Below are 26,620 nucleotides of genomic sequence, written 5' to 3'. Positions count from 1 at the left end.
GCTCATAACCTACCCAAATAGTAGTGAATGTCAAGAAACTTTGTCCAACTCTGTACAGGTTTGGGGAGGTAGTTACTTGACAGCATGTCGCCTTTGAGGGATAGGCTGCATGTGATGGCCGCCACTCGGCCGACGCCGTACGGGAAGAGGGACCGCGACATGGACGACCGAACCGAGCTGTACATCGGCGGTAAGTGGGTGGCCTCCGCGGGCGGGGGCACCATCGATGTGCTCGACGCCACGACGGGTGAGTTGCTTGCCCGAGTGCCTGCCGGAACGGAAACCGACGTCAACGACGCGGTCGCCGCAGCCCGCTCCGGTTTCGAGGTGTGGTCGCAATCCTCGGTCGAGGAGCGCGTCTCGGTGTTGCGCCGGATCGCCGACGGGCTGGTCGAGCGCGAGACCGAGTTGGCGGAGATGATGGCGCGCGAGGTCGGTACGCCGATTGCGCGGTCTCGGACCGTGCAGGTGGGGCTGGGCGTCACGGTATTCCGCTCGATGGCGGACATCCTGGAGAACACATCGCTGGAGGAGCGTCGCGGGACTTCGCTGATCCTGAAGGTCGGTATCGGTGTCGTCGGTGCGATCACGCCGTGGAACTATCCGCTGTATCAGCTGGCCGCCAAGGTCGCCCCGGCCATCGCAGCCGGATGCGCCACCGTGGTCAAGCCCAGCAGTGTGGCCCCGCTGGTCGCGTTCGCCGTCGCCGAGATCGCCGATTCCACCGCTCTGCCGCCCGGCGTGCTCAACATCGTCAGTGGAGCCGGCGGTCGAGTGGGGGAGCGGCTGGCCGGACATCCGGACGTCGACATGGTGAGTCTGACCGGCTCTACATCGGCCGGTGCGCGCGTCAGTCAAGTGGCTGCAGCTGGAATAAAGAAAGTAACCCTCGAGTTGGGCGGCAAGTCCGCCTTCATCATCGCTCCCGACGCCGACTTCGACACAGCCCTGACTGCCGCCGTCCGCGGGTGCTACATCAACAACGGACAAACCTGCACCGCGACCACTCGATTGCTGGTTCCGGCCGATCGTCTGGAGTACGTCGAGCAGAAGCTGGCCGAGCACGTAGGAGCGCAGCACATCGGCGACCCTCTCGACGAATCCGTCGACATCGGTCCGATGGCATCGCGTGAGCAACAGCAGTCGGTCCTCGACTACCTCTCCGCAGTTCCTTCCGACGCGCACTTCGTGGTCGGTGGGCCGGGCGATGTGCCAGACCTGGACGATCGACTGCGGTCGGGATTCTTCGTCCGCCCGACCGTGGTGAGCCGGGTCGACAACACTTCTGCGATCGCCCGCGAAGAGGTGTTCGGTCCGGTCCTGACGGTGCTCACCTACGACGGGATCGACGACGCGGTCCGCATCGCCAACGACTCCGAGTACGGGTTGTCCGGTGCAGTCTTCGCAGCCGACGACGACGCAGCGATTGCCATAGCCCGTAGATTGCGCACCGGCCAGGTGGCCATCAACGGGGGTCGCTTCAATGCCCTTGCACCGTTCGGGGGCATGAAGAAGTCGGGTATCGGTCGAGAGCTCGGACCGGATGGACTGGACGAGTACTTCGAGAAGATCTCCCTACAGTTGCCCGCGACATGAGCGCAGAGGCGAGCCGGGACATCACCCGGCTCATGGCGAGATTCGCGCGGGGGATCGACCTGCGTGACTGGGAAATGTATCGGTCCGTGTTCACCGACGAGATCGACGTCGACTACACCAGCTACCGCGCGGGTAACGGTGGGCACTTCCGCGCCGAGGACTGGGTGCAGCGTGGGCGGATGCTGTTTCCGGGTCTCGTTGCATCGCAACACTTCTTGTCGAATTTCGACATCACGGTCGCTGGAGATCGGGGCACGGTTGTCGCCTACGTGCGTGCCGAGCACGTACTCCCGAACACCTCCGGCGACGCCGTGTTCACCATCGGCGGGTACTACACCGATTCGGTGGTGCGAGTAGACGGTGACTGGAAGATCTGCCGGAAGCAACTGACGGTTCTCTGGAACTCCGGTAACCCGCAGGTTCTGACGCTGGCCCGCGAACGAGCGGCAGCCCTCCTAGCCGAGGCCTAGACGCGTCACAGGCTGCGAACGGGATCGGTTCCGTCCCAGTGCGTCGCTGCGTCGGCAACGCGTCGATACAGCTCGACAATGCTCGGTCGCGGCTCGTAGATCTCCAGGAGATGTCCGAGCTGCGGCCGGGCGTCGTGGAACGCGAAGTTGTTGCCGTGCGGGGTGGACGCAGACAGCAGTGCTGGCCAACCACGCTGGGTGAGTTGCCGTCGGTGCTCGACAAACGACGCAACCATGATCGCAACGTGGTGCACACACCCGCGTGCTCGCGTGGTCTCCGCGAATTCCGGCGGTTCGGCCGAGTGCGTCTGTACCAATTCGATCTGCATGCGGCCCCATTGCCCGTAGGCCGATGAGTGGTCGAAAGCCCCCGTTCTGCCGTCGGGGCCGTCGGCGGCCGTGATGACGTTTCTACGCACGAAGAACGGGCCTGCCCCGGTGCGGACGGAAAAGTCGGCGGCCGCCTCGTGAATGTCGTCGACCATGTACGCGATCTGAACCACACTGCCCAACTCGAACTCGCTCATCCCTGATGCCTCGATTTCCACTGTCGATATTGATGCTTGCTAACTGATGACCGACTGCAGATATGCAGAGTCGGGGTTCGGTCGCCGTAGGTACTGCTGTTCCGGCAGGTTCCATGATTCCTGCACTGACGCAAACAATGTCGAGTTTCGCAGATTGCTGGACTTATCCCTGTACATAGTTGAGTATGACGTGGATAACAAAAGCGAGAATCAAGTAACTCAAGTCACAGGCGGGCTTCCATGACCGATGCACTGAGCATCACCAGTCTTTCCAAGACCTTCGGCGGGCACCGCGCGCTCGCCGATGTGGACTTGCAGTTGGCCCCGGGGGAGATTCGAGGGCTGGTCGGCCAGAACGGGTGCGGCAAGTCGACACTCATCAAAGTGCTTGCCGGATATCACGACCCGGACGATGGCGCCCGAATATCGGTCGATGGTCACGACTTGGCCCTCGGTGTCCCCGGCAGCGGTGAAGCCGCCGGCCTGCGATTCGTCCACCAGGAACTCGGGTTGGTCGAAACCCTCGATGTCGTCGACAATCTGGCACTCGGCCACGGCTATCTGACCACCGCGGTCGGAACGATCGACTTCCGTGCCGAGCGATCCCGGGCCAAAGCCGCCCTCGCCGAATTGGGAGTCGAGCTGGACCTGGGAAAGCTCGCCGGAGCGCTCAGTATGAGCGAACGCACGATGCTCGCGATCGCCCGTGCGGTTCAGGACAGGTCGGGTCGAGCCGCGGTGCTGGTTCTCGACGAACCGACGGCCAATCTTCCCGCAGCAGAATCCGTTCGGTTGTTCGAGCTGGTGCGCAGGATCAGGGATCGTGGTGTCGCAGTCCTGTTCGTCTCCCATCATCTGAACGAGATCTTCTCGCTGTGCGACAGCGTCACTGTGATGCGGGACGGCGCAATCGTGAGCACGCGTCCACTCGACGGTCTCGACGAATCGGGGCTCGTCGAATTGATGATCGGACGTCGCATCGACGACTTCCTGGCCGAGCCGGAAGAGACGTCGAACCCCGATGGGGATCCCGTGCTCGAGGTGTCCGGCATGAGTTGCGGTGCGGTGGAGAACTTCGGGTTCGAGATCAGGTCCGGTGAGGTCCTCGGCATCGCCGGGATCACCGGTTCCGGTCGTGAGCAGATCGTGCCTGCGCTCTTCGGTGCCGAGTCTCGACGCGGCACAGTCGTCGTCGACGGTGTGGTCGTCGAACAGGGGCGCCCCGACCTCGCCATGTCGGCGGGCGTCGGATGCGTTCCTGCCGAGCGGCTTTCGAATGCTGCATTCGCTACCGCCTCCCTTCGCGAGAACGTCTCCGTCGCGGACCCGTGGGGGTTCTCCCGGGGTGGGATAGTGCGAGTGAAACGGGAGAAGTCCGACGTGGCCACGTGGCTCGAGCGACTCGGCGTGCGTCCGGCCGGTGACACCGAGCGCCATCTCGGCACTCTCAGCGGAGGAAACCAGCAGAAGGTCGTCCTGGCCAGGTGGCTTCGACGCGGTCCTCGCGTGTTGCTGTTGGACGAGCCGACGCAGGGTGTCGACATCGGTGCTCAGGCCGACATCCATGCGCTCGTGGACAAGGCCGCGCAGGACGGTGCCGCGGTGCTCGTGGTGTCCACGGATCACGGGGAACTCACGCGATTGTGCGATCGGGTGCTGGTTCTCTCGGCAGGCCGGGTGGTCGACGAATTTTCCCGCCCTCGCATCGACCCGGATCGATTGACGGCCTCGACTCTCAAAAAGCCCGCTTCCGCTGCTGTGCGGTCCGGCGCAGACCCTCGGTGAAAGGATCACCATGACAACACAATCCCACGAAGGCACAGCAGCGTCGCCGCACACTCCGCCGCCCGGCGGTGGGGGTGGTACGGAACGGCGCACGGCCAGACGACGACCCAATCTCGGACTCGATCGCTTCAGCGGTCTCTATGTGTGGATCGCCGTCATCGCGCTCTTCGCGCTCTGGATTCCGGACACCTTCATGACACAGGGGAATTTCCGCATCATCGCCGGCGACCAGGCGATCACCGCGATGCTGGCCATTGGCTTGATCGTGCCACTGGCTGCCGGGGTGTTCGATCTGTCCATCGCAGGCATCATGGGCTTTTCGGTCGCGATGGTGTCCTACCAGCTCTCGCAGGGCGTCAGCACCCCTATCGCCGTCGTCACCACTCTGCTCTGCGGTGCGCTGATCGGGGCAGTCAACGGTTTCGTCGTCGTCAAGCTCAAGGTCGACTCGTTCATTGCCACTCTGGGAATGTCGAGCATTCTGCTGGCGGGAACCTACTGGGTCACGGACGGCAAACAGATCACCGAGGGGTTCACCGACGGCTTCCTCGATCTGGGGAGCAAGCCGTTCCTCGGTCTGCCCCTTCCGTTCTTCTACATGATCGGCGTCGCCGCCGTGATGTACGTCGTACTCGAGAAGACCCCGTTGGGTCGCTACTTCTACGCCACCGGTGGCAACCGTCAGGCCGCACGGCTCGCCGGACTGCGAGTCGAGCGAATCATGTTCGGCGCGTTGATGACGTCGGCCACCATCGCGGCCTTCACAGGAGTTGTCCTGGCAGCCAAGCTCGGCACCGCCGCGCCCGACATCGGCCCGTCGTACCTGCTGCCGGCGTTCTCGGCCGTCTTCCTCGGCTCGACTCAGATACGCGCCGGGCGGGTCAACGTACTGGGCACGCTGATCGCCATCTACCTGCTTGCCACCGGTGTGAAGGGACTGCAGCTGGCCGGTGCTCCCAGCTTCGTCAACGACCTCTTCAACGGACTCGCCCTCATCGTCGCCGTGGCTCTCGCGGCCCGGACCGCCCGCCGTACCTGAACTCTCCTCCACCCGAAAGGTGATCACGTGAAATCGACCAACTGGACGAAGGCTTTCGTTGCCCTCGTGTCCGCAAGCTTGTTGGTGTCCGCATGCAGCAGCTCGGACGAGACGACGGCGACCGGAGAAGCTGCCGACGTCGCCGGCGCGCAGGCCGTCGCCGATCAGTACGAGGCCCCGCCGGCCGGTCTGGTTCTGACGACGCCGTTGAGCAGAGCTCCGGACAGCGGCAAGTACGTCATCAGTATCGAGACCCCGCAACCGATCTCGAGCGCGAAGAACGATGCCATCCAGCAGGCGGCGGACGTCCTCGGGTGGCGCTATCAGCGAGTGTTGATGGGCACCGACGCCGAAGCGGCACCCAAGGCGATGGACCAGGCAATCGCACTGAAGCCGGATGCGATCCACATCTCGGGCACCCCGCTCACGATGCTCACCCGCCAGATCGAATCTGCCGATGCCGCGGGCATTCCCATTATCGCGGACAGTATCGCGGGCCCTCCCGTCGCCGGTGTCATCTCCACCGCCTTGGACGGGGACGCGCAGGTCGAGGAGTGGGGAAAGATGGTCGCTAGTCAGGTCGTCGCAGACAGCGATGGGCAGGCGAATGTCGCAATCTTCTCGATCACCGACTACTCGATCCTCAACGTCTTCACCGACGCATTCACAGCTCAGTTGGAAGCCCAGTGCCCGGACTGCACCACCCAACTCGTGAATCAGCAGGTCACCGATCTCGGCACCAAGACTCCGCAGAGCGTCGTCAGTACACTCCAGCGGGACCCGACCATCAACTACGCGGTCTTCTCCTTCGGCGATCTCGTGTTGGGTGTCGATGCGGCGCTGCGTGGTGCGAGCCTGACCGATCAGGTGACTTTCGCCGGTCAGACGCCCACACCGGACAACCTCGAGTCGCTGAAGGGTGGCGACAACAGTGTGTGGGTCGGCTTCCCGGTGCAGATTCTGGGATGGCGCGTCATCGACACTCTGGCGCGGCATTTCAACGGCGACGACCTCGCAGCGGCCGACGCCGCGTTCCTCCCCACGCAATTGCTCAACAGTGACAACATCGGGTCGGCAGTCCTCGATGAGGACACCGGATACTACGTCGGTGTCGCGGACTACCAGGGTGAATTCGAGACACTCTGGCAGAAGTGACGCCTCGGGTTCTGTCCCTGTCGCATCTGTCGGCGCTGCACCTCTCACCCCCGGAGTTGATCGACTGCGCTGCGTCGGGTGGCTTCGACGCGGTGGGTATCCGGGTGGCGCAGGGCGAACGGGAAAGGGGATTCCTTCTCCCGGCGGGATCGGCGCTGCTGCGGGATACAGCATCTGCGCTGGCGCACAACGGGATACGAGTTCTCGATGTCGAGGTGGTCAAGCTGCATCCCGGAAGCTCCAAGGGCGATTGGTCGGCGATTGTCGAGGCAGGTGCCGAACTCGGGGCGAAGCATCTGCTCGTGACGGTGCTCGACGACGATCGCAGTCGAGCAATCGACAACTTCGACCTCCTGTCGGAGTTGTCCGGGGCGTACGGCCTTCGGTGTTGTCTCGAGCCGATGATTTTCTCGTCTGTTCGGGACTTCACTGCCGCTGCTGCATTCGTCGTCGAAGCTCGGGGGAGCGATTCCGGCGTCCTCGTCGACGCCCTGCATTGGATCCGGGCGGGGTCGGAGCTGGCCGATCTCGACGCCGTCGACGACGACTCACTGCCTTACTGGCAGATCTGCGATGCAGCGTCGGCGGAGCCCTCGGGCGACCTGAATGCAGCGATCACCGAGGCTCGAACCGACAGGCTCCCACCGGGACTGGGTGCATTCCCACTGGCCGATCTCGTGCATGCACTCCCATCGACGGCTGCGGTGAGCGTGGAGGTCCCCTCCGCCCGTAGCGCGGCCGATACACGGGAGTGGATTGCAGAACTGGGTCGAGCGACGCGAAAGGTGCTCGACGACGCGGAAAGTGAGAAACTGGAGACATGACCAACAAACTGCATTGCACACTGTCATGACCAGCACCGTCGAGCGCAAGTACGTCCACGTCGTCGCACCCGGAACCGCGGAGACGACGATCGAAGCCGCATCGCCGCCTGCCCCCGACGCTGTTGTCGTCGACATTCGCTACTGCGGTATCTGTGCGACCGACACGCACGGATACTCGTCCGCTGCTCTGCCACCGGCCGTGTTCGGACATGAATGGACAGGCACGATCAGCGCTGTCGGTGAGAACGTGACCACCCTGCGGGTGGGTCAACGCGTGGTGGCCGGTGTCGGGCCTGCGTGCGGTGTGTGTGCCCAATGCCGGGCAGGTCACGCCGCTCACTGCGACCTGGCCTTCGCAGAAGCCAACGGCATCACCGACGACGCACCCGTGCACGGCGGGTTTGCCACCACCCTCACGGTGTCGGCTCGCCGAGCGATTCCGGTGCTCGACGCATTGTCCGACGAGGAGGCCGCGCTGATGGAGCCGACGACCGTGACGTTCCATGCCGTCAAACGTGCCGCGATCACGCTGGGGTCCACGGTGGTCGTTCAGGGTGCGGGTCCTATCGGTCTACTGACCGCGCAACACGCACGTACCGCCGGAGCAGGCCGAATTCTCGTCAGCGAGCCGTCGGCCGCACGTCGAACGGCAGCAACGGATCTGGGCTTCGCAGACGTGGTGGAACCGGCGGATCTCGCAGCGCTGCTCGGTGAGGTCACCGGTGGTCTCGGCGCGGATGTCCTGTTCGAGTGCACCGGAGTCGCCGCCTTGATGCAGCCCTCCGCCGAGCTCGTCAGACGCGGCGGGACCCTGGCGTTGCTCGGGTATCCGGGCACCGATTCCTCGGTCAGCTACGGCGATTGGCAGTCGAGGGAGCTCACGGTGATCGGCTCGCTGGCGTACTCGCACGAGGACTTCATCGGTGCGATGACGCTGGTCGCCGAAGGTCGAATCGACCTGAAGTCCTTGCACACAGGCACGATCGGGCTCGGTGAATTGGTCGGGATGTTCGCCGAACTCGATTCCGGAACGAGTCGGCACGCCAAGGTGCTGGTGGACCCGAGTCGTTGACGCGGTGGGTCAGGCGGGAGCCGGCACCGGCACCGTCTGACCGCTCCCGCAGGTAGCCCCGCCGTCGACCGGGATCGCGACACCGGTGACGAACGACGCCAGCGGCGAGGCCAGGAATGCGATGACCTCGCCCACCTCGTGAGCGGTGCCCCAACGGTGCAGGGGGATCATCGTTTTGAGCGCTTCGTAGCGGTCGGGGGTGTTGTCCTCGATACGTCGGGTCATGCCGGTGCTGATGGGCCCTGGGCAGACGGCGTTGACGCGGATTCGGTCGTTCGCCAGGTCGAGGGCGAAGGACCGCGCGAGGTTCACAGCCCCGGCTTTGGCCGCGGCGTACGGCCAGCGGTTCGGCTCGCCACCGAGCGCGGTTGCCGACGCGGTGATCACGATCGAACCGCCACCTGTGCGGCGAAACGCGGGAATGGATTCGCGCACACCGAGTACGACGGCGCGGAGGTTGACCTCGATCGAGCGGTCGAAGACCTCCATGTCGAGGGTTTCGATGGACCCGGATGCAGGTACACCGGCATTGAGCATCAGGGCGTCGAGACGTCCGAACGCGGTCTCCGCGTGCTGTACCGCTGCGCGGTTGTCGTCCTGTCGGGTGACGTCGCCGACGAACGGCACCGCATTGTCGTTGCCGGACAACCAATCCAAGGATTCCGCGGTGGTGTCGAATGCAACGACCGAGCCGCCGTTGGCGAGGATGATCTCAGCGGTTGCACGGCCGATACCCGATCCTGCACCTGTGACCACAGCGACGGTGTTCACGATGCGCTCGCCGTCGACAGTTCCTCGACGTCGTCGAGCAGGACTGCCAACTGTGCCGGTACGTCGACCCAATCGGTCGGCGAACGCATCGCGTCCCAGAAGTTGGGCTCGACGATCAGGTGTTCTGCGCCTGCCGCCAGGGCAGTGCGGATGTCGCCTCGGACCCCGTCGATGCCTTGACCTCCGGATCCGACGGCGTCCGTCGGACGTTGCAGGTAGGAACGTAGGAACAACCGCACCGGGTGTGTACCTTTCGGACGCAGGCCGCGCATCGTCTCGAGTTGTTCGAGCAGAGCTTCCGGGCTGCCGCTACTGGGGTTCCAGATGTCGAACAGTGCTGCGGTGCGCTTCAATCCGGTTGCCGAACGAAGACCCGAAAGCAGCGGTGGGTGTGGCTGTTGCACCGGTTTGGGGCGCACGATGGACCGGGGGATGGTGAAGAACTCGCCTTCGAATTCCACCGGGTCGGGTCCCCAACAGGCCTGCACGGCCCGAACCAATTCGCCCATCCGACGGCCACGGGTGCGCGGATCGACGTCCATCTGAGCATGTTCTTCATCGGACCAGCCGGCCCCGAGGCCTGCCACGAGTCGTCCGCCCGACAGTAGGTCCAGAGTCGACAAGCGTTGCGCCAATTCGACCGGACGATGATAGCCGGCCACCAGAATGCTGCTGCCGATCGTGATCGTCCGGGTGCAGGCAGCGGTGAACGCCATCAGTTCTGTGGCACCGAGTACCGAGCGATACGCCGGATGCACGCTGGTGGTGTGTCGCCCGCCGTAGATCGATTCGTTCTCCTCGGGATAGAACAGGTGCTCCTGAACCCACAGGCTCGAGAAGCCCAGTTCCTCGGCCGAGGTGGCGAAGGCGCGGACGGCCCCGGCATCGACATGTTCGCCGAGCTGAGGAAGGGACAACCCGATTGCGAGACTCACAGTACGGTCACCGTTCCCGTGTTTCCGTCGACCTCGATCATCGCACCGTCGGGAATTCTCAGGGTGGCGTCCTGCACCGAGACTGCGCACGGGATGCCCAGTTCACGGCACACGATCGATGAGTGGGTGATGGTGGCACCGACGTTGACGACGACGCCGCCGGCGAACACGAAGAGCGGAGTCCAGGCCGGGTCCGTCTGTGGAGCAACGATGATGTCTCCCTCGGCGAGGTCACCGACCTCGTAGGGATCATGAAGGACGCGTGCTCGTCCACGACTCACCCCCGGTGCACCACCGACTCCGGTCAACGAATCGCCGGGAGCTGCGGCCTGCGCCTTGTTCTCGGTCCTTCTGGGCCACTGCGAGAGTGGGAGTGGCTCGAACAAGAAGAAGGGCGGCTCCAGGTCGAAGAGCGCGAGGTACTGCTCGCGCCGCTCGGCGATGGTGCTCTTGAAAGTTTCGGGGTCGGCGACGAACGCGTCGAGTTCGTCGTCGAGCAACATGGTGACGTCGTGATGGTCGCCCATGATTCCGCGATCGACCATACGATGGCCCAATTCGTAGAGGGCCGTGCGCATCTCGCCCATGACCTTCACACAGGCCGTCTTGGTCCGCTCACGCCAGGGCATGAACTTGGTGATGGATTTGGCGGCGTCGAGGAAACTCTGACGAGTTGCGTCGTCGGGCATCTTGGCGGCGAGCTCCGCGGTGAGTGCGATGCGCTTGTTCTCGTTGCGCCCTCTGATGACCTCGGGGTCTGATTCGTCGGGACTCAGGCGCATGCCGTTGATGGCCAGCAAAGCGAGCACCGGCTTCGATTCCCAACTGTCGGAACGGATGTCCCACTCGTTCGGGGCGCGCGATCCGAACTTGTACAGAAAGTCGTCGAAGTCCTGGCGGAACTGCTTCGCATCGGGGGAGTCACTGGCGTCGACGGCCTCGAGGAGAGTGGCAAGACCGGAGTCGAACAGGGAGGTCAGTTCCGCGGACTTCGCCACCGACCGACCCATGTTCCACAGGGCGTACGACGGTTCTGCCGAGTCGACTCCGCCCAGCCCGCTGAGGAGGTCGCCGAGCTTGTCGGCCTCACCGATCGCATCGAGAAGGGCTCCGGCTACGGCCGGCCCCATGGTCGAGAGTGTGGTGGTCACCGGGTGGTAGGCGTAGCAGAAAACGAGGTCCGGAACGAAGGATCGCGCGTGGTCGACCAGTTCGCGATCAGTCAGTGCAGCAATGTCGGGGCGCGCGGCGCGGGCGGCGTCCGCGCGACGCTTCGCCTCCTCTGCCTCGGGAAAGGTGTCGGTGGTCAGTGCCCACGCGGTCTTGTCGGCCAATCCTGCAGTGAGTCGATCGTTCTGGTGCCAGGGCTGTTCGACGTACTCCGGGATGTCGGGGTGATCGCCGACCCACAGGCTGTTCCATACCGGAACGGTCAAGCCCGGCAGGCGGGCTCCGTTCAGCTCGGTCATCGAGAAGTTGGTGTAGTGGTAGCCGCCGAAGTTGCCGATGATCTGTGGCATGGTCTCGTCGATCTCGGAGGCCAGGTGAGTGCCGAGGTGTTCCACATATCCTTCGCGCCAGCCGATGTTGAGGCCCTTGTTCCAGACAAGGGTCACATTCAGGGGACTCGACGGGTCGGGAAGTACTTCCCCGGCGTTGGCTCGGGTGTACACCGGGTACCGCTCGCTGAACTCCCAGTCGGTGATCCAGCTGTCGCGATCGTTCTCGACGCTCACTGAGTGCTCCTCTGCCGTTGATGCCGGACTGTATTTCAAGTCACACTATAGAAACTGTGGAGCAAAAGAAACATGTACAGAGATATTTTCCGGCAAGTCGCACGCATGCGCCGGCGACGAGCATCTCGGCAGTAACTTTATATGCAGTGTAGTAATGGTCACCGTCTTGTGCGAGACTCGGATCACATCCCTGGTCTTGGAGAGGAACTCCATGTTCGAGAAAGTCCTCGTCGCCAATCGCGGAGAGATTGCTGTCCGTGCTTTCCGTGCCGCCGTCGAACTCGGCGCCTCGACGGTTGCGGTCTATCCTTTCGAGGATCGAAACTCCGCTCATCGCGCCAAGGCCTTCGAGGCGTACCAGATCGGTGACCCGGGAAACCCGGTCGGCGCTTACCTTTCGGTCGACGCTGTCATGGCTGCGGTACGTGAGTCGGGAGCCGACGCGGTGTATCCCGGATACGGATTCCTCTCGGAGAACCCGGCATTGGCAACGGCATGCAAGGATGCCGGCATCACCTTCGTCGGTCCATCGGTCGAGGTCCTCGAGCTCACCGGTGACAAGTCCCGGGCGATCGCCGCAGCGAAAGCGGCCGGGTTGCCGGTCTTGGCTTCGTCGCCTCCGTCCGACGAGCCGGACGTGCTGATCGACGCGGCCCGGGCCATGACTTTCCCGCTGTTCGTCAAAGCGGTCGGCGGTGGCGGTGGACGTGGAATGCGCAGAGTGCCTGCGCCGGAGCAACTCCGAGACGCGATCGAGGCAGCCTCGCGTGAAGCGAAAGCCGCATTCGGTGACGGGACCGTGTTCCTCGAACAGGCGGTCATCGATCCCCGGCATATCGAGGTGCAAATCCTCGGCGATTCGAGTGGGGAAATCATCCATCTGTTCGAGCGGGACTGCTCACTGCAGCGACGTCACCAGAAGGTCGTCGAAGTGGCGCCCGCACCCGGTCTCGATCCCGAACTCCGGCAACAGATGTGTGCCGATGCGGTGGCCTTCGCTCGACACATCGGCTACACCTGCGCCGGCACTGTCGAGTTTCTGCTCGATCCGCACGGAAACTACGTCTTCATCGAGATGAATCCCAGAATCCAGGTGGAGCACACCGTCACCGAGGAGATCACCGACGTGGACCTGGTGACGTCGCAACTGCGGATCGCATTCGGTGACACCCTGGCCGATCTGGGTCTGAGCCAGGACGACATAGAAATCCGGGGGTCGGCGATTCAATGCCGGATCACCACGGAGGATCCAACCGACGGATTCCGTCCCGACACCGGTGAGATCACCGCCTACCGCACACCGGGAGGATCGGGTGTGCGATTGGACGGAAGCGTCGGAGTCGGATCGGAGATCAGCCCTCACTTCGACTCGATGCTCGTCAAGATCATCTGCAGAGGAGCAGATTTCGCGACGGCCTGTGCTCGCTCCCGGCGCGCGGTCACCGAGTTCAGGGTGCGAGGAGTCGCGACCAACATTTCGTTTCTGCAAGCGGTCCTGGAAGATCCGGACTTTCTCGCATGGAACGTCGACACGAACTTCATCGAGGACCATCCACTTCTGTTGACGCAGAACGTCTCTGCAGACCGCGGCTCTCGTATTCTTCGGTATCTCGCAGACGTGACCGTCAACCGCCCGCACGGGGAACGTCCGTCGCCTGTGTACCCCGTCGACAAGCTTCCTCCCATCGACGCTCACACGGCCCCGCCTGCAGGCTCCCGCGATCGGCTCCGTGCACTCGGCCCGGCCGGCTTCGCAGCCGATCTTCGCTCGGCCTCCGCTCTTGCAGTGACCGATACGACGTTTCGGGACGCTCATCAATCGCTGCTGGCCACGCGGGTACGCACCCGTGATCTGGTGGCCGTGGCACCCCACGTCGCGCGACTGACACCGCAGCTGTTGTCGGTGGAGGCGTGGGGTGGTGCAACGTACGATGTCGCGCTGCGCTTCCTGCACGAGAATCCGTGGGAACGGCTCGCGCTGTTGCGATCCGCGATGCCCAACATCTGTCTCCAGATGCTACTGCGCGGCCGGAACACCGTGGGATACACGGCCTATCCGGACAGCGTCACGCATGCTTTCGTGGCGGAGGCGGCCGAGACCGGTATCGACATCTTCCGAATCTTCGATGCTCTGAACAATGTCGGTCAGATGAGGCCCGCGATCGATGCGGTGCGTGATACCGGTGTCGCGGTGGCGGAGGTGGCAATGTCCTACACCGGTGACCTGGCCGATCCGGGTGAGAGCCTCTACACCCTCGACTACTATCTCCGGTTGGCCGAGGAGATCGTCGAGGCGGGAGCTCATGTTCTGGCCGTCAAGGACATGGCCGGCCTGCTGCGTCCGGCTTCGGCAGCCACCTTGGTCACCGCCTTGCGGTCACGGTTCGACCTCCCCGTGCATCTGCACACCCACGACACACCGGGAGGCCAGTTGGCTACCTATTACGCTGCGTGGCAAGCGGGAGTAGACGCTGTGGACGGCGCAAGCGCGGCGCTCGCCGGTACGACGAGCCAGCCGGCACTGTCGGCCATCGTGGCCGCAACCGAACACACCGATCGCGCCACTGGCCTCGATCTCGGTTCGGTATGCGACCTCGAACCGTACTGGGCTGCAGTGCGATCGGCGTATGCACCCTTCGAGTCCGGACTGCGGGCACCGACGGGACGGGTGTACGTGCACGAGATCCCGGGTGGCCAACTCTCCAATCTCAGGCAGCAGGCGGCTGCATTGGGACTCGCGGAGCGCTTCGAGGACATCGAGGAGGCGTACGCAGGTGCAGACCGCATTCTGGGGCGGATCACCAAGGTCACACCGTCCTCGAAGGTCGTAGGGGACCTGGCGATGGCTCTTGTCGGTGCAGATGCCACCGCAGCGGAATTCGCTGCCGACCCGTCGAGCTACGACATTCCAGGATCGGTCGTCGACTTCCTCCGTGGTGATCTCGGCACGCCGGCCGGAGGTTGGCCCGAACCGCTGCGGAGTCGGACGCTGAAGGGGAGGGGAGAGGCCTGCCCTCAGGTTTCGGTCGGTGCCGCGGATCGAGCGGCTCTGGCAACGTCGGGACGCGAGCGGCAAGAGACGTTGAACAGGTTGTTGTTCCCGGGGCCAGCTGCTGAGTTCGAGCGACACCGCGACAGGTACGGCGATACGTCGCAGCTGTCGACCAATCAGTATTTCTACGGGTTGCGACAGGGCGACGAACACCGAGTCGTGCTCGAACCGGGGGTGGAATTGCTCATCGGATTGGAGGCGATCTCCGAACCCGACCCCGCGGGAAGTCGAAATGTGTTGTGCGTCCTCAACGGTCAACTGCGGCCGGTGCGGGTGCGTGATCGGAGCATCGAGACCGCCTTGCGGTCCGCCGAGAAGGCGGACCGCACCGATCCTGCTCATCTGGCCGCACCTTTCAGCGGCGTGGTGACGCTGTCGGTGAAAGAGGGTGACACGGTGGACAAGGGGGAGTCGGTGGGATCCATCGAAGCAATGAAGATGGAAGCGACGATCACCGCGACCACCGCAGGCGTCGTCACCCGAGTGCTGATCGGCGGCGGGGCACCGGTCGAGGGCGGTGACCTGTTGTTGGTGGTAGGGGCCTAGGGCCCTCAGGGACCCTGCACGAGGGCGGCCGCAACGGCCGCCACGTGCAGGGTGGTGCTTCCGAACAGGAGCTCGCTGGTCTTGGCCCGACGAAAGTACCTGTGTAATGGGTGTTCCCACGTGAAGCCGATGCCCCCGTGGATCTGGATGGACTCCTCGGCGGCGAACGTAGCGGCCCGCGAAGCGAGCACCCGCGCGGTGGCCGCAGCGACGGCGAACTCCGGGCCGAGTCGCGTGTCGGCTCCCGCGGCGTCGAGCACAGCGGCCTCGGCCAGTTCGATCGCGATCGACATGTCGGTCAGACGATGCTTGATCGCTTGGAACGACCCGATGGCCCGGCCGAATTGTCGCCGGGTCTTCGCATATTCCACCGACATCTCCAGGCAGGCCCGCGCTGCGCCCACTTGCTCGGCGGCAAGTGCCGTGATCGCCACTGCTTGCGCTGTGTCGAGACCGGCCGACAGGTCTGCGCCGGTGATTCGGTGCGCGAGGGCACCGGAGAACTCGACGCGAGCAAGCTCTCGGGTGAAATCCAATGTTTCTCGGCGAGTTCGGATAACTCCCTCTGCGTGTGCGTCGATCGCAGCGAGGTGAGGTCCGTCCGATCCGTTCGCGACCACGAGCAACACATCGGCATCGGAGCCGTCGACTACGGACTCCTGGGCACCGTCGAGAACGACGGTGTCGGAGTCCTGTACGCGCGCGGCGACGAGCGACGTGCCGAAGGGAAATCCCGTCACGAGCGCTGCAGCGGCGGAGCCATCGGCGATCGACGGGAGGTACTGCCTGCAGGCAGCATCGGAACCGGCATGCAGCAGAGTGAGCCCTGCCAAGATCACCGACGAGAAGTACGGAGCACTTCCGAGCGATCGACCGAGTTCGGACATCACGACAGCAGTGTCCTTCAGCGTGAAGCCCGCACCGCCGACGTGTTCGGGGAACGGAATCTCGGTCAAGCCCATCTCCAGAAGCGCAGGCCATACATCCTGTCCTGCAGCAGTTCTGGACAAGGACGCGCGCAGGCTATTGCTCAGGTCCTGCTGTTCTTCGGACAGTTCGAGTCTCATGCGAGGCCTTCCCGTGGTTCACGCGGCAAGCCGAGTCCGCGTTCGCCGATGATGTTGCGCTGAATCTCGTCCGAGCCCCCGGCAATTCGGTAGCCGGGGGCGCCGAGAAGATGCTCGGTCCAGGCGAAGGTGTCGGGCACCCCGGTGTCGGCCAGGATGCTCGGCCCGAGGAACGACGCCGCGGCGTCGCCGATTCGCTTGAGGTTCTGAGTCCAGACCAGCTTGCCGATGGAACCTTCCACGCCCGGGACCGCCCCGGCCAACTCTCGCTCGGCGTACCGGGCTACCAGTAACGCCGCGGCCCGCTCGTAGATCGCCGCGTCGGCGAGCTGCTGGCGAACCAGTGGGTCGTCGGTTATGCCCAAAGTCTTTGCCAGCCGGACCAAGTCGGCACTGTTTCCTCCGGCGCTGACAATTCCCGCGCTCGAACTTCGCTCGAAGCCGAGCGTCGTGAGTGCGACAGTCCAGCCGTCCCCCTCGGCTCCGAGGCGCAGCGAATCCGGCAGTTCGACGTCGGAGAAGAACACCTCGTTGAAGGTCGAGCCACCGGACATCTGGCGGATCGGCCTGATATCGACACCCGGGGTGTGCATCGGCACCATGAATGCCGTCATACCCCGGTGTTTCGGGACTGTCGTATCGGTGCGGGCGATGAGTAGACCCCATTCCGAGAACTGAGCTCCCGAGCTCCACACTTTCTGGCCGTTCACCCGCCAGCCACCGTCGGTTTTCGCTGCCTTGGTGGACAATCCGGCGAGGTCGGACCCGGCTCCGGGCTCCGAGAACAGCTGACAACACAATTGTTCGGCCCGCAGAAAGGACGTGACGAACTGCTGCTTCTGCTCGTCCGTGCCAAGGGCATGAATTGTCGGGGCCACCAGCTCGACCGTGACAAGGACGCTTTCGTGCCGCTCCGGCGCTGCGAAGTCTCGCTCGAGCCCGACGTACGCGCGCTCGTGGCTTGCGGTCAACCCCGGACCGCCCCATTCCGGAGCCCACGTGATGGCTCCGAAGCCGGCGTCGACGCGCACCCCCTGCCAAAGTTTGGCGGCGTCGATGAGTTGCCGCTCCTCGTCGTGGCTGCGGTCGTGAAAGATCGCGTAATTCGAATCGGTCGATTCGTTGGTTCGCCGCGCCAGGTTTTCTTCGAGCCATGCCTCGGCCTTCTCGGTGAAGACCCGAACGTCGATACCGCGATCGTTCGGCGTCATGCCTTCTTGCCTCCTGCCATCTCGGCTATGCGTGCCTCGACTGCCGACTTCGAGTCCGGGTGTTCGGACAGGCGCAGTGTGAACGTCTGTTCCAGCTCGTATCCGCGCTTGAGATCGAGGTCCTCGCAGCCGTTGAGCGACTTCTTCGCCAGGGTGAGTGCGTAGCGGCTCTTCGACGCAATGGATCGCGCACGTGTCATGGCCGTGGTCAGACACTCTTCATGTGGGACGACCTCGATCGGTGCGCCCCACCTGCGCAGGGTTTCGGCCTCGACAGCTTCGGCGGTGAAGAACAGCCGCCGCATGGCTTGCTGCGGCAGCATTCGGGCCGTGAACCGGCCGCCGCCGAGCACACCGACTCCCATCTCCGGCAGGCCGAAGGTGGCTCGCTCCGACGCGACCACCAGATCGCAGACCGAGGTCAATCCGAATCCGCTTCCGAGGCAGGGGCCGTTGACGGCCGCGATCACCGGGAGTGCGCAGTCCAGAACTCCGAAAATCGCCCGGCGCGCTGCCCGCATCTCGATCTCTCCGCCGATCGAATCCATGACCCGAAAGCTCCCGAGATCGTTTCCGGCGCAGAATATTCGGCCACGACCGGTCAGTACAACAGCGCGAATATCCTGGTTGTCCGACAGTGCTTCGAAGACCGTAGCGATCTCCCCGTACATCTGCGTATCGATGGCGTTGACCTTGCCGCGGGCCAATTCGACCACTGCGATGCCGGGTTCCGGCTCGGTCACCGTGAGATGTTCGATTCCATCAGGCTGGAGAGGCATTGGGATGTCCTATCTTTCGTGTGCTGCGGCAAAGGTCATCGCAGCCATCTGCGGCGGCACCGTGACGCGGTCCTGCGTCCAGTTGCGCAGCGCGAACTTCTGAATTTTTCCGCTTGCCGTCTTGGGCAGCGAATCTACGATGAACAGGCTTTCCGGAATTTTCTGCATGGCGATTCGGCGGTGCACGAGGAACTCACGCACCTCCTCGAGACTCAGGTCTCGGTGCTCGCGGGTGACGACGAATGCGCAACCACGTTCTCCCGTCACAGGATCGGGACCTGCCACCACGGCAATCTCGAGCACGTCGGGGTGTGCGCCGAGCTCGTTCTCCACGTCGTAGGCGCTGACTTTCTCACCCGACCGGTTGATGATGTCCTTGATTCGCCCCACCACGTGGAGGGCACCGCTGGCGTCGAAGCGGCCGAGATCACCGGTACGGAAAAATCCGTCCTCGGTGAACGCCGCCGTATTGAGAGAGGCATCGAGGTAGCCGAGAAAGGTGTCCGGTCCACGCCATAGAATCTCGCCGACATCGCCGGTCTGCGCGAGTCCACCGTCGGCATCGGTCACCATCACCTCGGTCGACTCGATGGGGCGACCGTCGGATTTCATCCGCAGGGCAGGCGGGTCCCACCGGTCCGCTGTGGTGACCGACGGCCCCTCGGTGGCCCCGTACATCCGAACGACGGTGCCGAGGCGGGTGGTGGCCGCCGCGGTCAGAGCATCGGGGATGTCGGCTCCACCGCAGACTATGTACCGGATCGACGGGGTCGACGAGTCGGTCGCCTCGGCGGCATCGAGCAAGCCTCGAAGGAACGGCGTCGAGAAGATCATGAAGCTGCACCGTTCGTCGATCACTCGCTGCAACGCCGTCACCGGATCCCAGTCGGCCTGCAACACCACGGTTGCGCCCACTACGAACGGGAGAACCAGAGCGCAGTTGACCCCGGTGATGTGCGTGACCGGAGACGGATTGAAGACGACGTCGGTTTCGTTCAGTCCGAACCACCGCGCCATCGAGAGGTTTTCGTAGACCAGCGTGTTGTGGCTGTGCAGTACGCCTTTGGGATCTGCGGTCGTCCCCGACGTGTAGAGCAACAAGCAGACGTCGTCGGGCGACGGAGAAGTCGCAGCATCGAGATCGGCGACCATCGAGTCCGTGGCCTCGCCGATCAGGTCGGTCCACCTCGTGCCAGGTCGGTCGTCCCCGTAATCGCCTACGGTGACAATCGATTCGAGGTCCGGTAGTTCGGCGGAGAGATCGCTGTACATGTCGGTTACGTCGACCCCGTGCAACTCCGCGGGTACGAAGGCGATCCGCGCCCGCGACTGACCGAAGATGAATCGCAGCTCGCGAAACCGGTAGATCGGCACGATCGGATTGGCGATGGCTCCGAGCTTCATCGCGGCATGGAATACGACGATTGCCTCGGTGCAATTGGGGAGTTGGAATGCGATCACATCGTCGGAGGTGATTCCTCTGGCGTGCAAGGCAGCCGCCAGACGAGTCGCGTCACGGTCGATGTCGGCGAATGTCGCGCGCCGGTCGCCGTCCACCACTGCAGTGGCGTCGGGGTAGAGGCGAGCGGCACGCGAGAGGTAATGCCCGATCGGAAGATCTCTCCACAGCCCGCGTTCGCGATACGTCCGGGCGAGGTCGATGTCCGGCGGCCGAGTCGGCAACATGGTCGGCTCCTGCCCTAGCCCCTCAGTTTTCTGACAATCACTACAGTAACTAAGCTATCAAACTATGTATAGAGTTAACCCGCATCACACCGAGAACAACGAGGTGAGGTCACAGACATGACAGCTGAGGAGAGCGCCGCTCCGCGGGTGCGGTCGCCAAAGGTCTCCGCGAGGATCGCCAACATCATCGCGGACCGCATCCTCGACGGGGGCGTCGTGGAGGGGGAGCGGTTGCCCACGGAAAAAGACATGATGGCCGAGCACGGTGTTGCTCGGACCACGGTCCGTGAAGCGCTGCGGTTGCTCGAAAGCCGTGATCTGGTCACCATCAAATCGGGGATCGGCGGCGGCCCCGTGGTCAAGCGACCGAGGCTCGAATCGCTCGGCAACACCATGAAGCTGTTCCTGCAGTTGGACGGGGCCAACATCAGCGACGTCATCGATGCCCGTCTGATGCTCGAGCCCATCATCGCTCGCGAGGCCGCGACGAATGTGAGCGACGAGCAGATACAGCTCATGCAGAGTGCTCTCGACCGAATGCGTGAGGACCCCGGTGATTACGGAAATTTCCAGGAGAACAATGCAGAGTTCCAGCGGGGGGTGTACGACGCGGCCGGAAATCCGGTCCTGAACATCCTGATGGAAACTCTTTGGTTGTTGGTACGCGACGCCGAACCGAACGAGCATCCTCTCGCGACGCGGCTGGCGGCTATCGAGATGCAGCAGGATGTCCTCGATGCGCTGAGCCTGCGCGATCCCGACGCTGCTGCGGCCACGATGAGCGCGTTCGTCACCGAATCGGCGAAGTACTACCGCCGCCGTCTGCGGGCCATAATTTCCCGTCCGGTGCGGTGGCAGATGTAGATCTCGAGGTGGTGTCGGAGCGGATCTCGTCGCTGACTCCATCGAGCTGACGGTGTGAGTCGGCGCAGTGCTCGGTTTCCAGTGCTCACTCGATGTGCTCTCCGTCCAGTCGGCTCTCGGCAGTGTCACTGGACGCTCGGAGCGGACCGACACCGGTGAAGAGAACCGACGCTCCTGCCGTCAGAAGCTCGGGAAGGCTGTTGTTCTCGTCGATCAGCCAATGCTCGTACGCCGAGATCGCCACCCCCAAGAGCATCCATCCGACGGTGCGCGGAAGATGGTCGCCGGGGTCGGAGTTCGTCCGTGCTGCCACGTATTCGGCAATGACCTGACGCCAGCCCTCGTACATCACCATCGAGTAGCTCTGCAGTGCTGGATTTCCCAGGATCAGTGCCATGCGCTGACGGTGAACGGCTACTTCTTCCTCGGGGAATGTGTTGAACTGCAACAGGGCCGAGTGCAATCCGTCCGCGAGTCCGACGTTGCCGGGCAGGTCGTTCAGATGCGTCCTCAATGCCGTGAGCTGAGTGTCGAAATCGCCCCAGGGAACTGCGTTCTTGGACGGGAAGTAGCGAAAGAACGTGCGTCGAGCGATGCCCGCGGCATCGGCTATGTCGTCGACGCTGGTCTCCTCGAATCCCTTGGCGGCGAACAGTTCGATTCCGAGATCGCTCAGCTCGCCCCGCGTTGTGGACGGGCGCCTACCTGGCTGACTGGACGGTTTTGCGCTCCTGACCATTTTCTTCTTTCCATTCTCTGGTTTTCTGCACTCAGTGTCATTATGTTGGTGACCCAAGCCACTGTCGACTCCGATTGTGGTCCGAACAACCTCAGGAGGTTTCCGATGTCGAAGAACAACGAGAACGCTGTAGTCGATACGGCAGTCGTCGAATCCGATCTGGTCGAAGAGTCGTTGGTCGAGGAAGTATCCATCGACGGCATGTGCGGCGTGTACTGATCATGACCACTGCGGTGCGCGAGGACCTCGACGAGTTGGACCTGGATGTGCGGTGGATTCTGCATCCGCAGGTGGCGTTGCGGCCGGAGTCGTTCGGGGCGCTGCTCTACCACTTCGGAACTCGCAAGCTCTCGTTCCTGAAGAACCGCACGATCGTGGCGATCATCGAATCGCTGCCCGACCACCCGGATATGCGGTCGGCGATTGCGGCTGCGGGCATCACCGAGTCGCAGTCGGCTCCGTATGTGACGGCACTCGCGACGCTGGCCCGCTCGAACATGATCACTCGCCCGTAAAGCCCTGACCTATCGCAGAAGAGGACTTCCGCCCATGACCTCCACCCTCGAAAGACCAGCTCCGGTAGGAAAACTGGTCGATCAATTCGAACTCGGACTCGACGCCCCCATCTGTCTGACGTGGGAGTTGACCTACGCCTGCAACCTTTCCTGCGTGCACTGCCTGTCCTCGTCGGGTCGCCGTGACCCGCGCGAACTCAGTACCGAGCAGTGCAAGTCGATCATCGACGAGCTGCAGAAGATGCAGGTGTTCTACGTCAACATCGGTGGCGGTGAGCCGACGGTGCGGTCGGACTTCTGGGAGCTCGTCGACTATGCGACTGCGCATCAGGTGGGGGTGAAGTTCTCCACCAACGGGGTCAAGATCGACAAGAAGGTCGCGGCGCGTTTGGCTGCGTCGGATTACGTGGATGTGCAGATCTCCATCGACGGCGCGACGGCAGAGGTCAACGATGCGGTCCGCGGGCCGGGCTCGTTCGACATGGCCTGCCGTGCATTGGAGAATCTGAAGGAGGCGGGCTTCCGGGACGCGAAGATCTCGGTGGTCGTCACCCGGCACAACGTTTCTCAGCTCGACGACTTCAAGGCCTTGGCCGACAAATACGCTGCGACACTGCGCATCACGCGGCTTCGGCCGTCGGGACGTGGCGCGGATGTCTGGGACGATCTGCATCCGACGGCGGGGCAGCAGCGAGAGCTCTACAACTGGCTCGTCGCGAACGGTGAGGGGGTGTTGACCGGTGATTCGTTCTTCCACCTGTCGGCATTCGGTGATGCCCTGCCCGGACTGAACCTGTGCGGTGCCGGGCGTGTGGTGTGTCTGATCGACCCGATCGGCGACGTGTACGCATGCCCGTTCGCCATCCACGAGAACTTCCTCGCCGGCAACATCGTGCGAGACGCCAAAGACGGCATGGGCGGGTTCCAATCCGTCTGGCAGACTTCGGAATTGTTCCAGGAGTTGAGGTCTCCGCAGACTTCGGGTGCGTGCACCAAGTGTGCTCATTTCGATGCGTGCCGCGGTGGATGCATGGCGGCGAAATTCTTCACGGGCCTGCCGATGGACGGTCCGGATCCCGAATGCGTCATCGGTAACGGCGAAATGGCGTTGGCGGCGGCGGGGGAGATCCCCAAGTCCAGCGTCGACCATTCCCGTACCGGGCAGCGCAAGACCCCACGAAAGTCGGTCCCGCTCACGCTGATGATGCGTCCCCCGGCGAAGATCTGCGACGAGAACCCGCTCGCAGGAATGGAACAGGAACACTGATGGCCAAGAGTGCGTGGTTCGAGACCGTTGCCGAAGCGCAGCGGCGTGCGAAGAAACGTCTACCGAAGTCCGTGTACGCCGCACTCGTGGCGGGGTCCGAGCGCGGGTTGACGATCGACGACAACATGGCAGCATTCGGCGAACTCGGGTTCGCCCCGCACGTTGCCGGTCTGTCGGACAAGCGGGAATTGTCGACGACGGTGATGGGGCAACCCCTGTCGTTCCCGGTGATGATCTCCCCGACGGGTGTCCAGGCGGTTCATCCCGACGGTGAGGTTGCCGTCGCGAGAGCTGCTGCAGCGCGGGGCATTCCGATCGGACTGTCCTCGTTCGCCAGCAAGTCCGTAGAGGAGGTCGCTGCGGCGAATCCGCAGACGTTCTTTCAGATGTACTGGGTGGGCTCGCGTGAGATCCTGCTGCAGCGGATGGAGCGGGCACGCGCCGCGGGGGCCGTCGGATTGATCATGACCCTGGACTGGTCGTTCTCCAACGGCCGTGATTGGGGCAGCCCGTCGATTCCGGAGAAGATGGACCTCAAGGCAATGGTGCAATTCGCCCCCGAGGGCATCATGCGACCGAAGTGGTTGTGGGAGTTCGCCAAGACCGGCAAGATTCCCGACCTGACGACCCCGAACCTGACGCCACCCACCGGCGGTCCTGCGCCGACGTTCTTCGGTGCGTACGGCGAATGGATGGGCACCCCCTTGCCGACGTGGGAGGACGTGGCGTGGCTGCGTGAGCAATGGGGTGGGCCGTTCATGCTCAAGGGAGTGATGCGGGTCGACGACGCCAAACGAGCCGTCGACGCGGGCGTGACCGCTATTTCCGTCTCCAATCACGGCGGCAACAATCTCGACGGCACCCCGGCACCGATCCGGGCGTTGCCTGCGATCGCCGAGGCCGTCGGCGATCAGATCGAGATCACCCTCGACGGCGGAATCCGACGCGGCAGCGACGTGGTGAAGGCGCTGGCACTCGGTGCGCGTGCGGTGCTCATCGGGCGGGCGTACCTGTGGGGTCTGTCGGCCGGCGGTCAGGCCGGTGTGGAGAACGTGCTCGACATTCTGCGCGGCGGAGTCGATTCCGCCGTCCTCGGACTCGGACACACCTCGGTACACGATCTCTCGCCGTCGGATGTGGTGATGCCGCCCGGGTTCGACCGCAAGCTCGGAGTCTGAGCGAGCGCGTGTGGTTCGAGACCGTTGCCGAAGCCCAGCGGCGAGCGCGGAAGCGTCTACCGCCGTCGGTGTACTCGGCGCTGGTGGCGGGTTCCGAACGTGGTCTGACTGCGGCGGACAACACCACCGCGTTCGGTGAACTCGGGTTCGCCCCACACGTGGCAGGGTTGTCGGATGCCCGTGATTTGTCGACGACGCTGATGGAGCAGCCGCTGGCGTTTCCCGCGATGATCTCTCCGACGGGTGTGCAGGCCGTACATCCCGATGGTGAGGTCGCCGTCGCGAGAGCGGCAGCGGCACGGGGGATTTCGATGGGGTTGTCGTTGTTCGCGAGCAAACCCATCGAGGAGGTCGTCGCAGCCAATCCGCAGACGTTCTTTCAGCTGCATTGGGTGGGTTCGCGGGAGATGTTGGCGCACATGCTCGATCGCGCGCGCAGCGCGGGCGCGGTCGGGTTGATTCTGACGATGGATTGGTCGTTCTCCGAGGGCCGAGATTGGGGTAGCCCGGTGATTCCCGAACGCCTCGATCCGAGGGCGATGATCCGGTTCGCACCGGAAGCGCTGTGTCGGCCACGGTGGCTGACGCAGTGGGCCAGGTCGGGCGCGTTCCCTGATCTGACTGCCCCGAACCTCGCGCCGCCCGATGGGCCTGCGCCGACGTTCTTCGCTGCTTATCGAGAGTGGAAGGCGACCCCGCTTCCCACATGGGATGACATCGCGTGGTTGCGCGAGCAGTGGGACGGGCCGTTCATGCTCAAGGGCATCTCGCGGGTCGACGACGCGCTGCGGGCCGTGGACGCAGGCGTCACCGCGGTTTCGGTGTCCAATCACGGTGGTAACAATCTCGACGGTTCCCCGGCGTCGATTCGGGTGTTGCCTGCGATCGCCGAGGCCGTGGGCGATCAGGTCGAGATCACCCTCGACGGTGGTGTGCGTCGGGGAAGCGACGTGGCGAAGGCACTCGCGCTCGGTGCGCGGGCAGTGCTGATCGGGCGAGCGTATCTGTGGGGTCTTGCTGCGAACGGTCAGGCCGGAGTGGAGAACGTCCTCGACATCCTGCGCGGCGGCCTGGACTCCGCCGTACTCGGTCTCGGTCGCACGTCGGTCCACGAACTGTCACCGTCGGATGTCCTGGTGCCGCCTGGCTTCACGCCGGCGAATCAGCTCCCAGGTCTGGGATAACCGACGCCGATCGGAGTCCGGGATCCAGAACCGAGGGGCCGATTCGACCTGGACGGCCGCCGCAGGGAGACGAATCGACAGTCACCATTCGGACAGGTGAGTGTGGCCGTCCTGTAGTGCGCGAGCGAACAGGGCGGCCTTCGTCGGCGCGTTGCGTCCCACCGCCGCGTATTTCTGCCGGATGCGGGTGATGTGGGTGTTGATCGTGCCCACCGAGATGTAGACGGACCGAGCTGCGACCATTTTCGAGTCGGAGGCGAACCAGGCGAGCATGACCTCGATCTCGCGGGCGCTCAACGCAGGCTTGCGGTGGCGAGCTTCGAGCGGTGTCGGGACTGCACCGGGTCCCCGCTGTGCCGGCCTTCGGAACGGGTGATGCACTGCCGATGCCAGCGTTCGTTCGAGCACGAAAATTCCCCCCCTGGAGTGTCCACTTGCCCCGACCACACCGTCCATCGTCGACTGGACTTCGTCGCGGATCCAGCTGAACGAGCATGTCCGTACAAGGTCAATACGGACGGCCACGGACTCCGTACGAGCGTCATTCAAACGCATCAATTTGCTGTTCGTGCAGCTCAGCGCGATGCTTGAGTGCCTCTATCGAGGTTTTCCCGGTTCTATA

The 26,620-nt window shown here is 63.8% G+C and carries 24 protein-coding genes; 14 read left to right on the top strand and 10 right to left on the bottom strand.

All coding sequences use genetic code 11. The features are described from left to right. Window positions 1–114: 114 nt before the first annotated feature. Both R3P95_RS04750 and R3P95_RS04745 read left to right on the top strand, forming a co-directional pair. Complete coding sequence (locus R3P95_RS04750; protein ID WP_317547440.1) at window positions 115–1,596, top strand: aldehyde dehydrogenase family protein; 1,482 nt, start codon at window positions 115–117, stop codon at window positions 1,594–1,596. Beyond that, complete coding sequence (locus R3P95_RS04745) at window positions 1,593–2,066, top strand: nuclear transport factor 2 family protein (protein WP_317547439.1); 474 nt, start codon at window positions 1,593–1,595, stop codon at window positions 2,064–2,066. The genes R3P95_RS04750 and R3P95_RS04745 overlap by 4 nt, the downstream gene beginning before the upstream one ends. Before the next feature lie 5 nt (window positions 2,067–2,071). On the opposite strand, the gene R3P95_RS04740 is transcribed toward R3P95_RS04745, so the two are convergent. Continuing rightward, entirely contained in the window at window positions 2,072–2,593 is a 522-nt protein-coding gene (locus R3P95_RS04740; protein ID WP_317547437.1) for a VOC family protein, read from the bottom strand. A 240-nt stretch (window positions 2,594–2,833) separates the two neighbouring features. Here R3P95_RS04740 and R3P95_RS04735 point away from each other — a divergent pair, with 240 nt between their 5' ends. The 5 genes from R3P95_RS04735 to R3P95_RS04715 are packed head-to-tail and all read left to right on the top strand — an operon-like array spanning window position 2,834 to window position 8,468. Next, window positions 2,834–4,378, top strand: coding sequence for a sugar ABC transporter ATP-binding protein (locus R3P95_RS04735; protein WP_317547436.1), 1,545 nt, complete (start codon window positions 2,834–2,836; stop codon window positions 4,376–4,378). A 10-nt stretch (window positions 4,379–4,388) separates the two neighbouring features. Continuing rightward, a complete protein-coding gene (locus tag R3P95_RS04730) occupies window positions 4,389–5,417 on the top strand; it encodes an ABC transporter permease (protein ID WP_317547435.1) in 1,029 nt (342 codons plus the stop codon). 27 nt (window positions 5,418–5,444) lie between these two features. Then, window positions 5,445–6,572: a sugar ABC transporter substrate-binding protein gene (locus R3P95_RS04725; protein ID WP_317547434.1), complete on the top strand. Its 1,128-nt coding sequence runs from the start codon at window positions 5,445–5,447 to the stop codon at window positions 6,570–6,572. Further along, window positions 6,569–7,396 (top strand): sugar phosphate isomerase/epimerase family protein, encoded by an 828-nt coding sequence (locus tag R3P95_RS04720; protein ID WP_317547433.1) that lies wholly within the window; start codon window positions 6,569–6,571, stop codon window positions 7,394–7,396. The genes R3P95_RS04725 and R3P95_RS04720 overlap by 4 nt, the downstream gene beginning before the upstream one ends. A 25-nt stretch (window positions 7,397–7,421) precedes the next feature. Beyond that, window positions 7,422–8,468, top strand: coding sequence for a zinc-dependent alcohol dehydrogenase (locus R3P95_RS04715; protein WP_317547431.1), 1,047 nt, complete (start codon window positions 7,422–7,424; stop codon window positions 8,466–8,468). Window positions 8,469–8,477: 9 nt separating this feature from the next. Here R3P95_RS04715 and R3P95_RS04710 read toward each other — a convergent pair whose 3' ends face one another. Genes R3P95_RS04710 through R3P95_RS04700 form a run of 3 tightly spaced genes read right to left on the bottom strand, consistent with a single transcriptional unit; the run spans window position 8,478 to window position 11,910 of the window. Then, window positions 8,478–9,239 carry an SDR family NAD(P)-dependent oxidoreductase gene (locus R3P95_RS04710; protein ID WP_317547430.1) on the bottom strand — a complete coding sequence of 254 codons (762 nt, stop codon included), beginning with the start codon at window positions 9,237–9,239 and terminating at the stop codon, window positions 8,478–8,480. Next, the gene (locus tag R3P95_RS04705; protein WP_317547429.1) at window positions 9,236–10,174 is read right to left on the bottom strand and encodes a TIGR03619 family F420-dependent LLM class oxidoreductase; all 939 of its coding nucleotides are present in this window, start codon (window positions 10,172–10,174) and stop codon (window positions 9,236–9,238) included. The genes R3P95_RS04710 and R3P95_RS04705 overlap by 4 nt, the downstream gene beginning before the upstream one ends. After that, a complete protein-coding gene (locus R3P95_RS04700) occupies window positions 10,171–11,910 on the bottom strand; it encodes a PEP-utilizing enzyme (RefSeq protein WP_317547428.1) in 1,740 nt (579 codons plus the stop codon). Before R3P95_RS04700 ends, R3P95_RS04705 begins: the two co-directional genes overlap by 4 nt. A gap of 211 nt (window positions 11,911–12,121) precedes the next feature. Between R3P95_RS04700 and R3P95_RS04695 the strand changes: the two genes are divergently transcribed. Then, complete coding sequence (locus tag R3P95_RS04695; RefSeq protein WP_317547427.1) at window positions 12,122–15,508, top strand: pyruvate carboxylase; 3,387 nt, start codon at window positions 12,122–12,124, stop codon at window positions 15,506–15,508. A gap of 5 nt (window positions 15,509–15,513) precedes the next feature. On the opposite strand, the gene R3P95_RS04690 is transcribed toward R3P95_RS04695, so the two are convergent. From R3P95_RS04690 to R3P95_RS04675, 4 genes are read right to left on the bottom strand one after another with little or no spacing between them, the layout of a single operon-like run. Beyond that, on the bottom strand, window positions 15,514–16,575 hold the full coding sequence (locus R3P95_RS04690) for an acyl-CoA dehydrogenase family protein (RefSeq protein ID WP_317547425.1): 1,062 nt from the start codon (window positions 16,573–16,575) through the stop codon (window positions 15,514–15,516). After that, window positions 16,572–17,786 carry an acyl-CoA dehydrogenase family protein gene (locus R3P95_RS04685; protein WP_317547424.1) on the bottom strand — a complete coding sequence of 405 codons (1,215 nt, stop codon included), beginning with the start codon at window positions 17,784–17,786 and terminating at the stop codon, window positions 16,572–16,574. Before R3P95_RS04685 ends, R3P95_RS04690 begins: the two co-directional genes overlap by 4 nt. Continuing rightward, window positions 17,783–18,529 (bottom strand): enoyl-CoA hydratase-related protein, encoded by a 747-nt coding sequence (locus tag R3P95_RS04680; protein WP_317547423.1) that lies wholly within the window; start codon window positions 18,527–18,529, stop codon window positions 17,783–17,785. The genes R3P95_RS04685 and R3P95_RS04680 overlap by 4 nt, the downstream gene beginning before the upstream one ends. Before the next feature lie 45 nt (window positions 18,530–18,574). Then, complete coding sequence (locus R3P95_RS04675; protein ID WP_317547422.1) at window positions 18,575–20,251, bottom strand: AMP-binding protein; 1,677 nt, start codon at window positions 20,249–20,251, stop codon at window positions 18,575–18,577. Between the two features lie 117 nt (window positions 20,252–20,368). Here R3P95_RS04675 and R3P95_RS04670 point away from each other — a divergent pair, with 117 nt between their 5' ends. After that, on the top strand, window positions 20,369–21,115 hold the full coding sequence (locus tag R3P95_RS04670; RefSeq protein ID WP_317547421.1) for a FadR/GntR family transcriptional regulator: 747 nt from the start codon (window positions 20,369–20,371) through the stop codon (window positions 21,113–21,115). Between the two features lie 85 nt (window positions 21,116–21,200). Here the strand turns inward: R3P95_RS04670 and mftR are convergent, their stop codons facing one another. After that, complete coding sequence (gene mftR / locus R3P95_RS04665) at window positions 21,201–21,854, bottom strand: mycofactocin system transcriptional regulator (RefSeq protein WP_149405314.1); 654 nt, start codon at window positions 21,852–21,854, stop codon at window positions 21,201–21,203. Window positions 21,855–21,959: 105 nt separating this feature from the next. Between mftR and mftA the strand changes: the two genes are divergently transcribed. Genes mftA through mftD (R3P95_RS04640) form a run of 5 tightly spaced genes read left to right on the top strand, consistent with a single transcriptional unit; the run spans window position 21,960 to window position 25,998 of the window. Next, complete coding sequence (gene mftA, locus R3P95_RS04660; RefSeq protein WP_094639111.1) at window positions 21,960–22,073, top strand: mycofactocin precursor MftA; 114 nt, start codon at window positions 21,960–21,962, stop codon at window positions 22,071–22,073. A 2-nt stretch (window positions 22,074–22,075) separates the two neighbouring features. Further along, window positions 22,076–22,369 (top strand): mycofactocin biosynthesis chaperone MftB, encoded by a 294-nt coding sequence (gene mftB, locus R3P95_RS04655; protein WP_068051521.1) that lies wholly within the window; start codon window positions 22,076–22,078, stop codon window positions 22,367–22,369. A gap of 34 nt (window positions 22,370–22,403) precedes the next feature. Then, window positions 22,404–23,636, top strand: a complete 1,233-nt coding sequence (gene mftC, locus R3P95_RS04650) for a mycofactocin radical SAM maturase (RefSeq protein WP_037188381.1) — start codon at window positions 22,404–22,406, stop codon at window positions 23,634–23,636. Further along, the gene (mftD, locus tag R3P95_RS04645; protein WP_317547419.1) at window positions 23,636–24,814 is read left to right on the top strand and encodes a pre-mycofactocin synthase MftD; all 1,179 of its coding nucleotides are present in this window, start codon (window positions 23,636–23,638) and stop codon (window positions 24,812–24,814) included. The genes mftC and mftD (R3P95_RS04645) overlap by 1 nt, the downstream gene beginning before the upstream one ends. Next, window positions 24,811–25,998: a pre-mycofactocin synthase MftD gene (mftD, locus tag R3P95_RS04640; protein ID WP_317547795.1), complete on the top strand. Its 1,188-nt coding sequence runs from the start codon at window positions 24,811–24,813 to the stop codon at window positions 25,996–25,998. The genes mftD (R3P95_RS04645) and mftD (R3P95_RS04640) overlap by 4 nt, the downstream gene beginning before the upstream one ends. Before the next feature lie 81 nt (window positions 25,999–26,079). Here the strand turns inward: mftD (R3P95_RS04640) and R3P95_RS04635 are convergent, their stop codons facing one another. Then, window positions 26,080–26,406, bottom strand: a complete 327-nt coding sequence (locus R3P95_RS04635) for a LuxR C-terminal-related transcriptional regulator (protein WP_317547418.1) — start codon at window positions 26,404–26,406, stop codon at window positions 26,080–26,082. Between the last annotated feature and the right edge of the window lie 214 nt (window positions 26,407–26,620).

This window comes from Rhodococcus cercidiphylli (genome assembly GCF_033042225.1).
Taxonomy (GTDB): Bacteria; Actinomycetota; Actinomycetes; order Mycobacteriales; family Mycobacteriaceae; genus Rhodococcoides.
The sequence above is the reverse complement of the archived record's forward strand: the minus strand, read 5'-3'. Positions and strand labels throughout refer to the sequence as shown.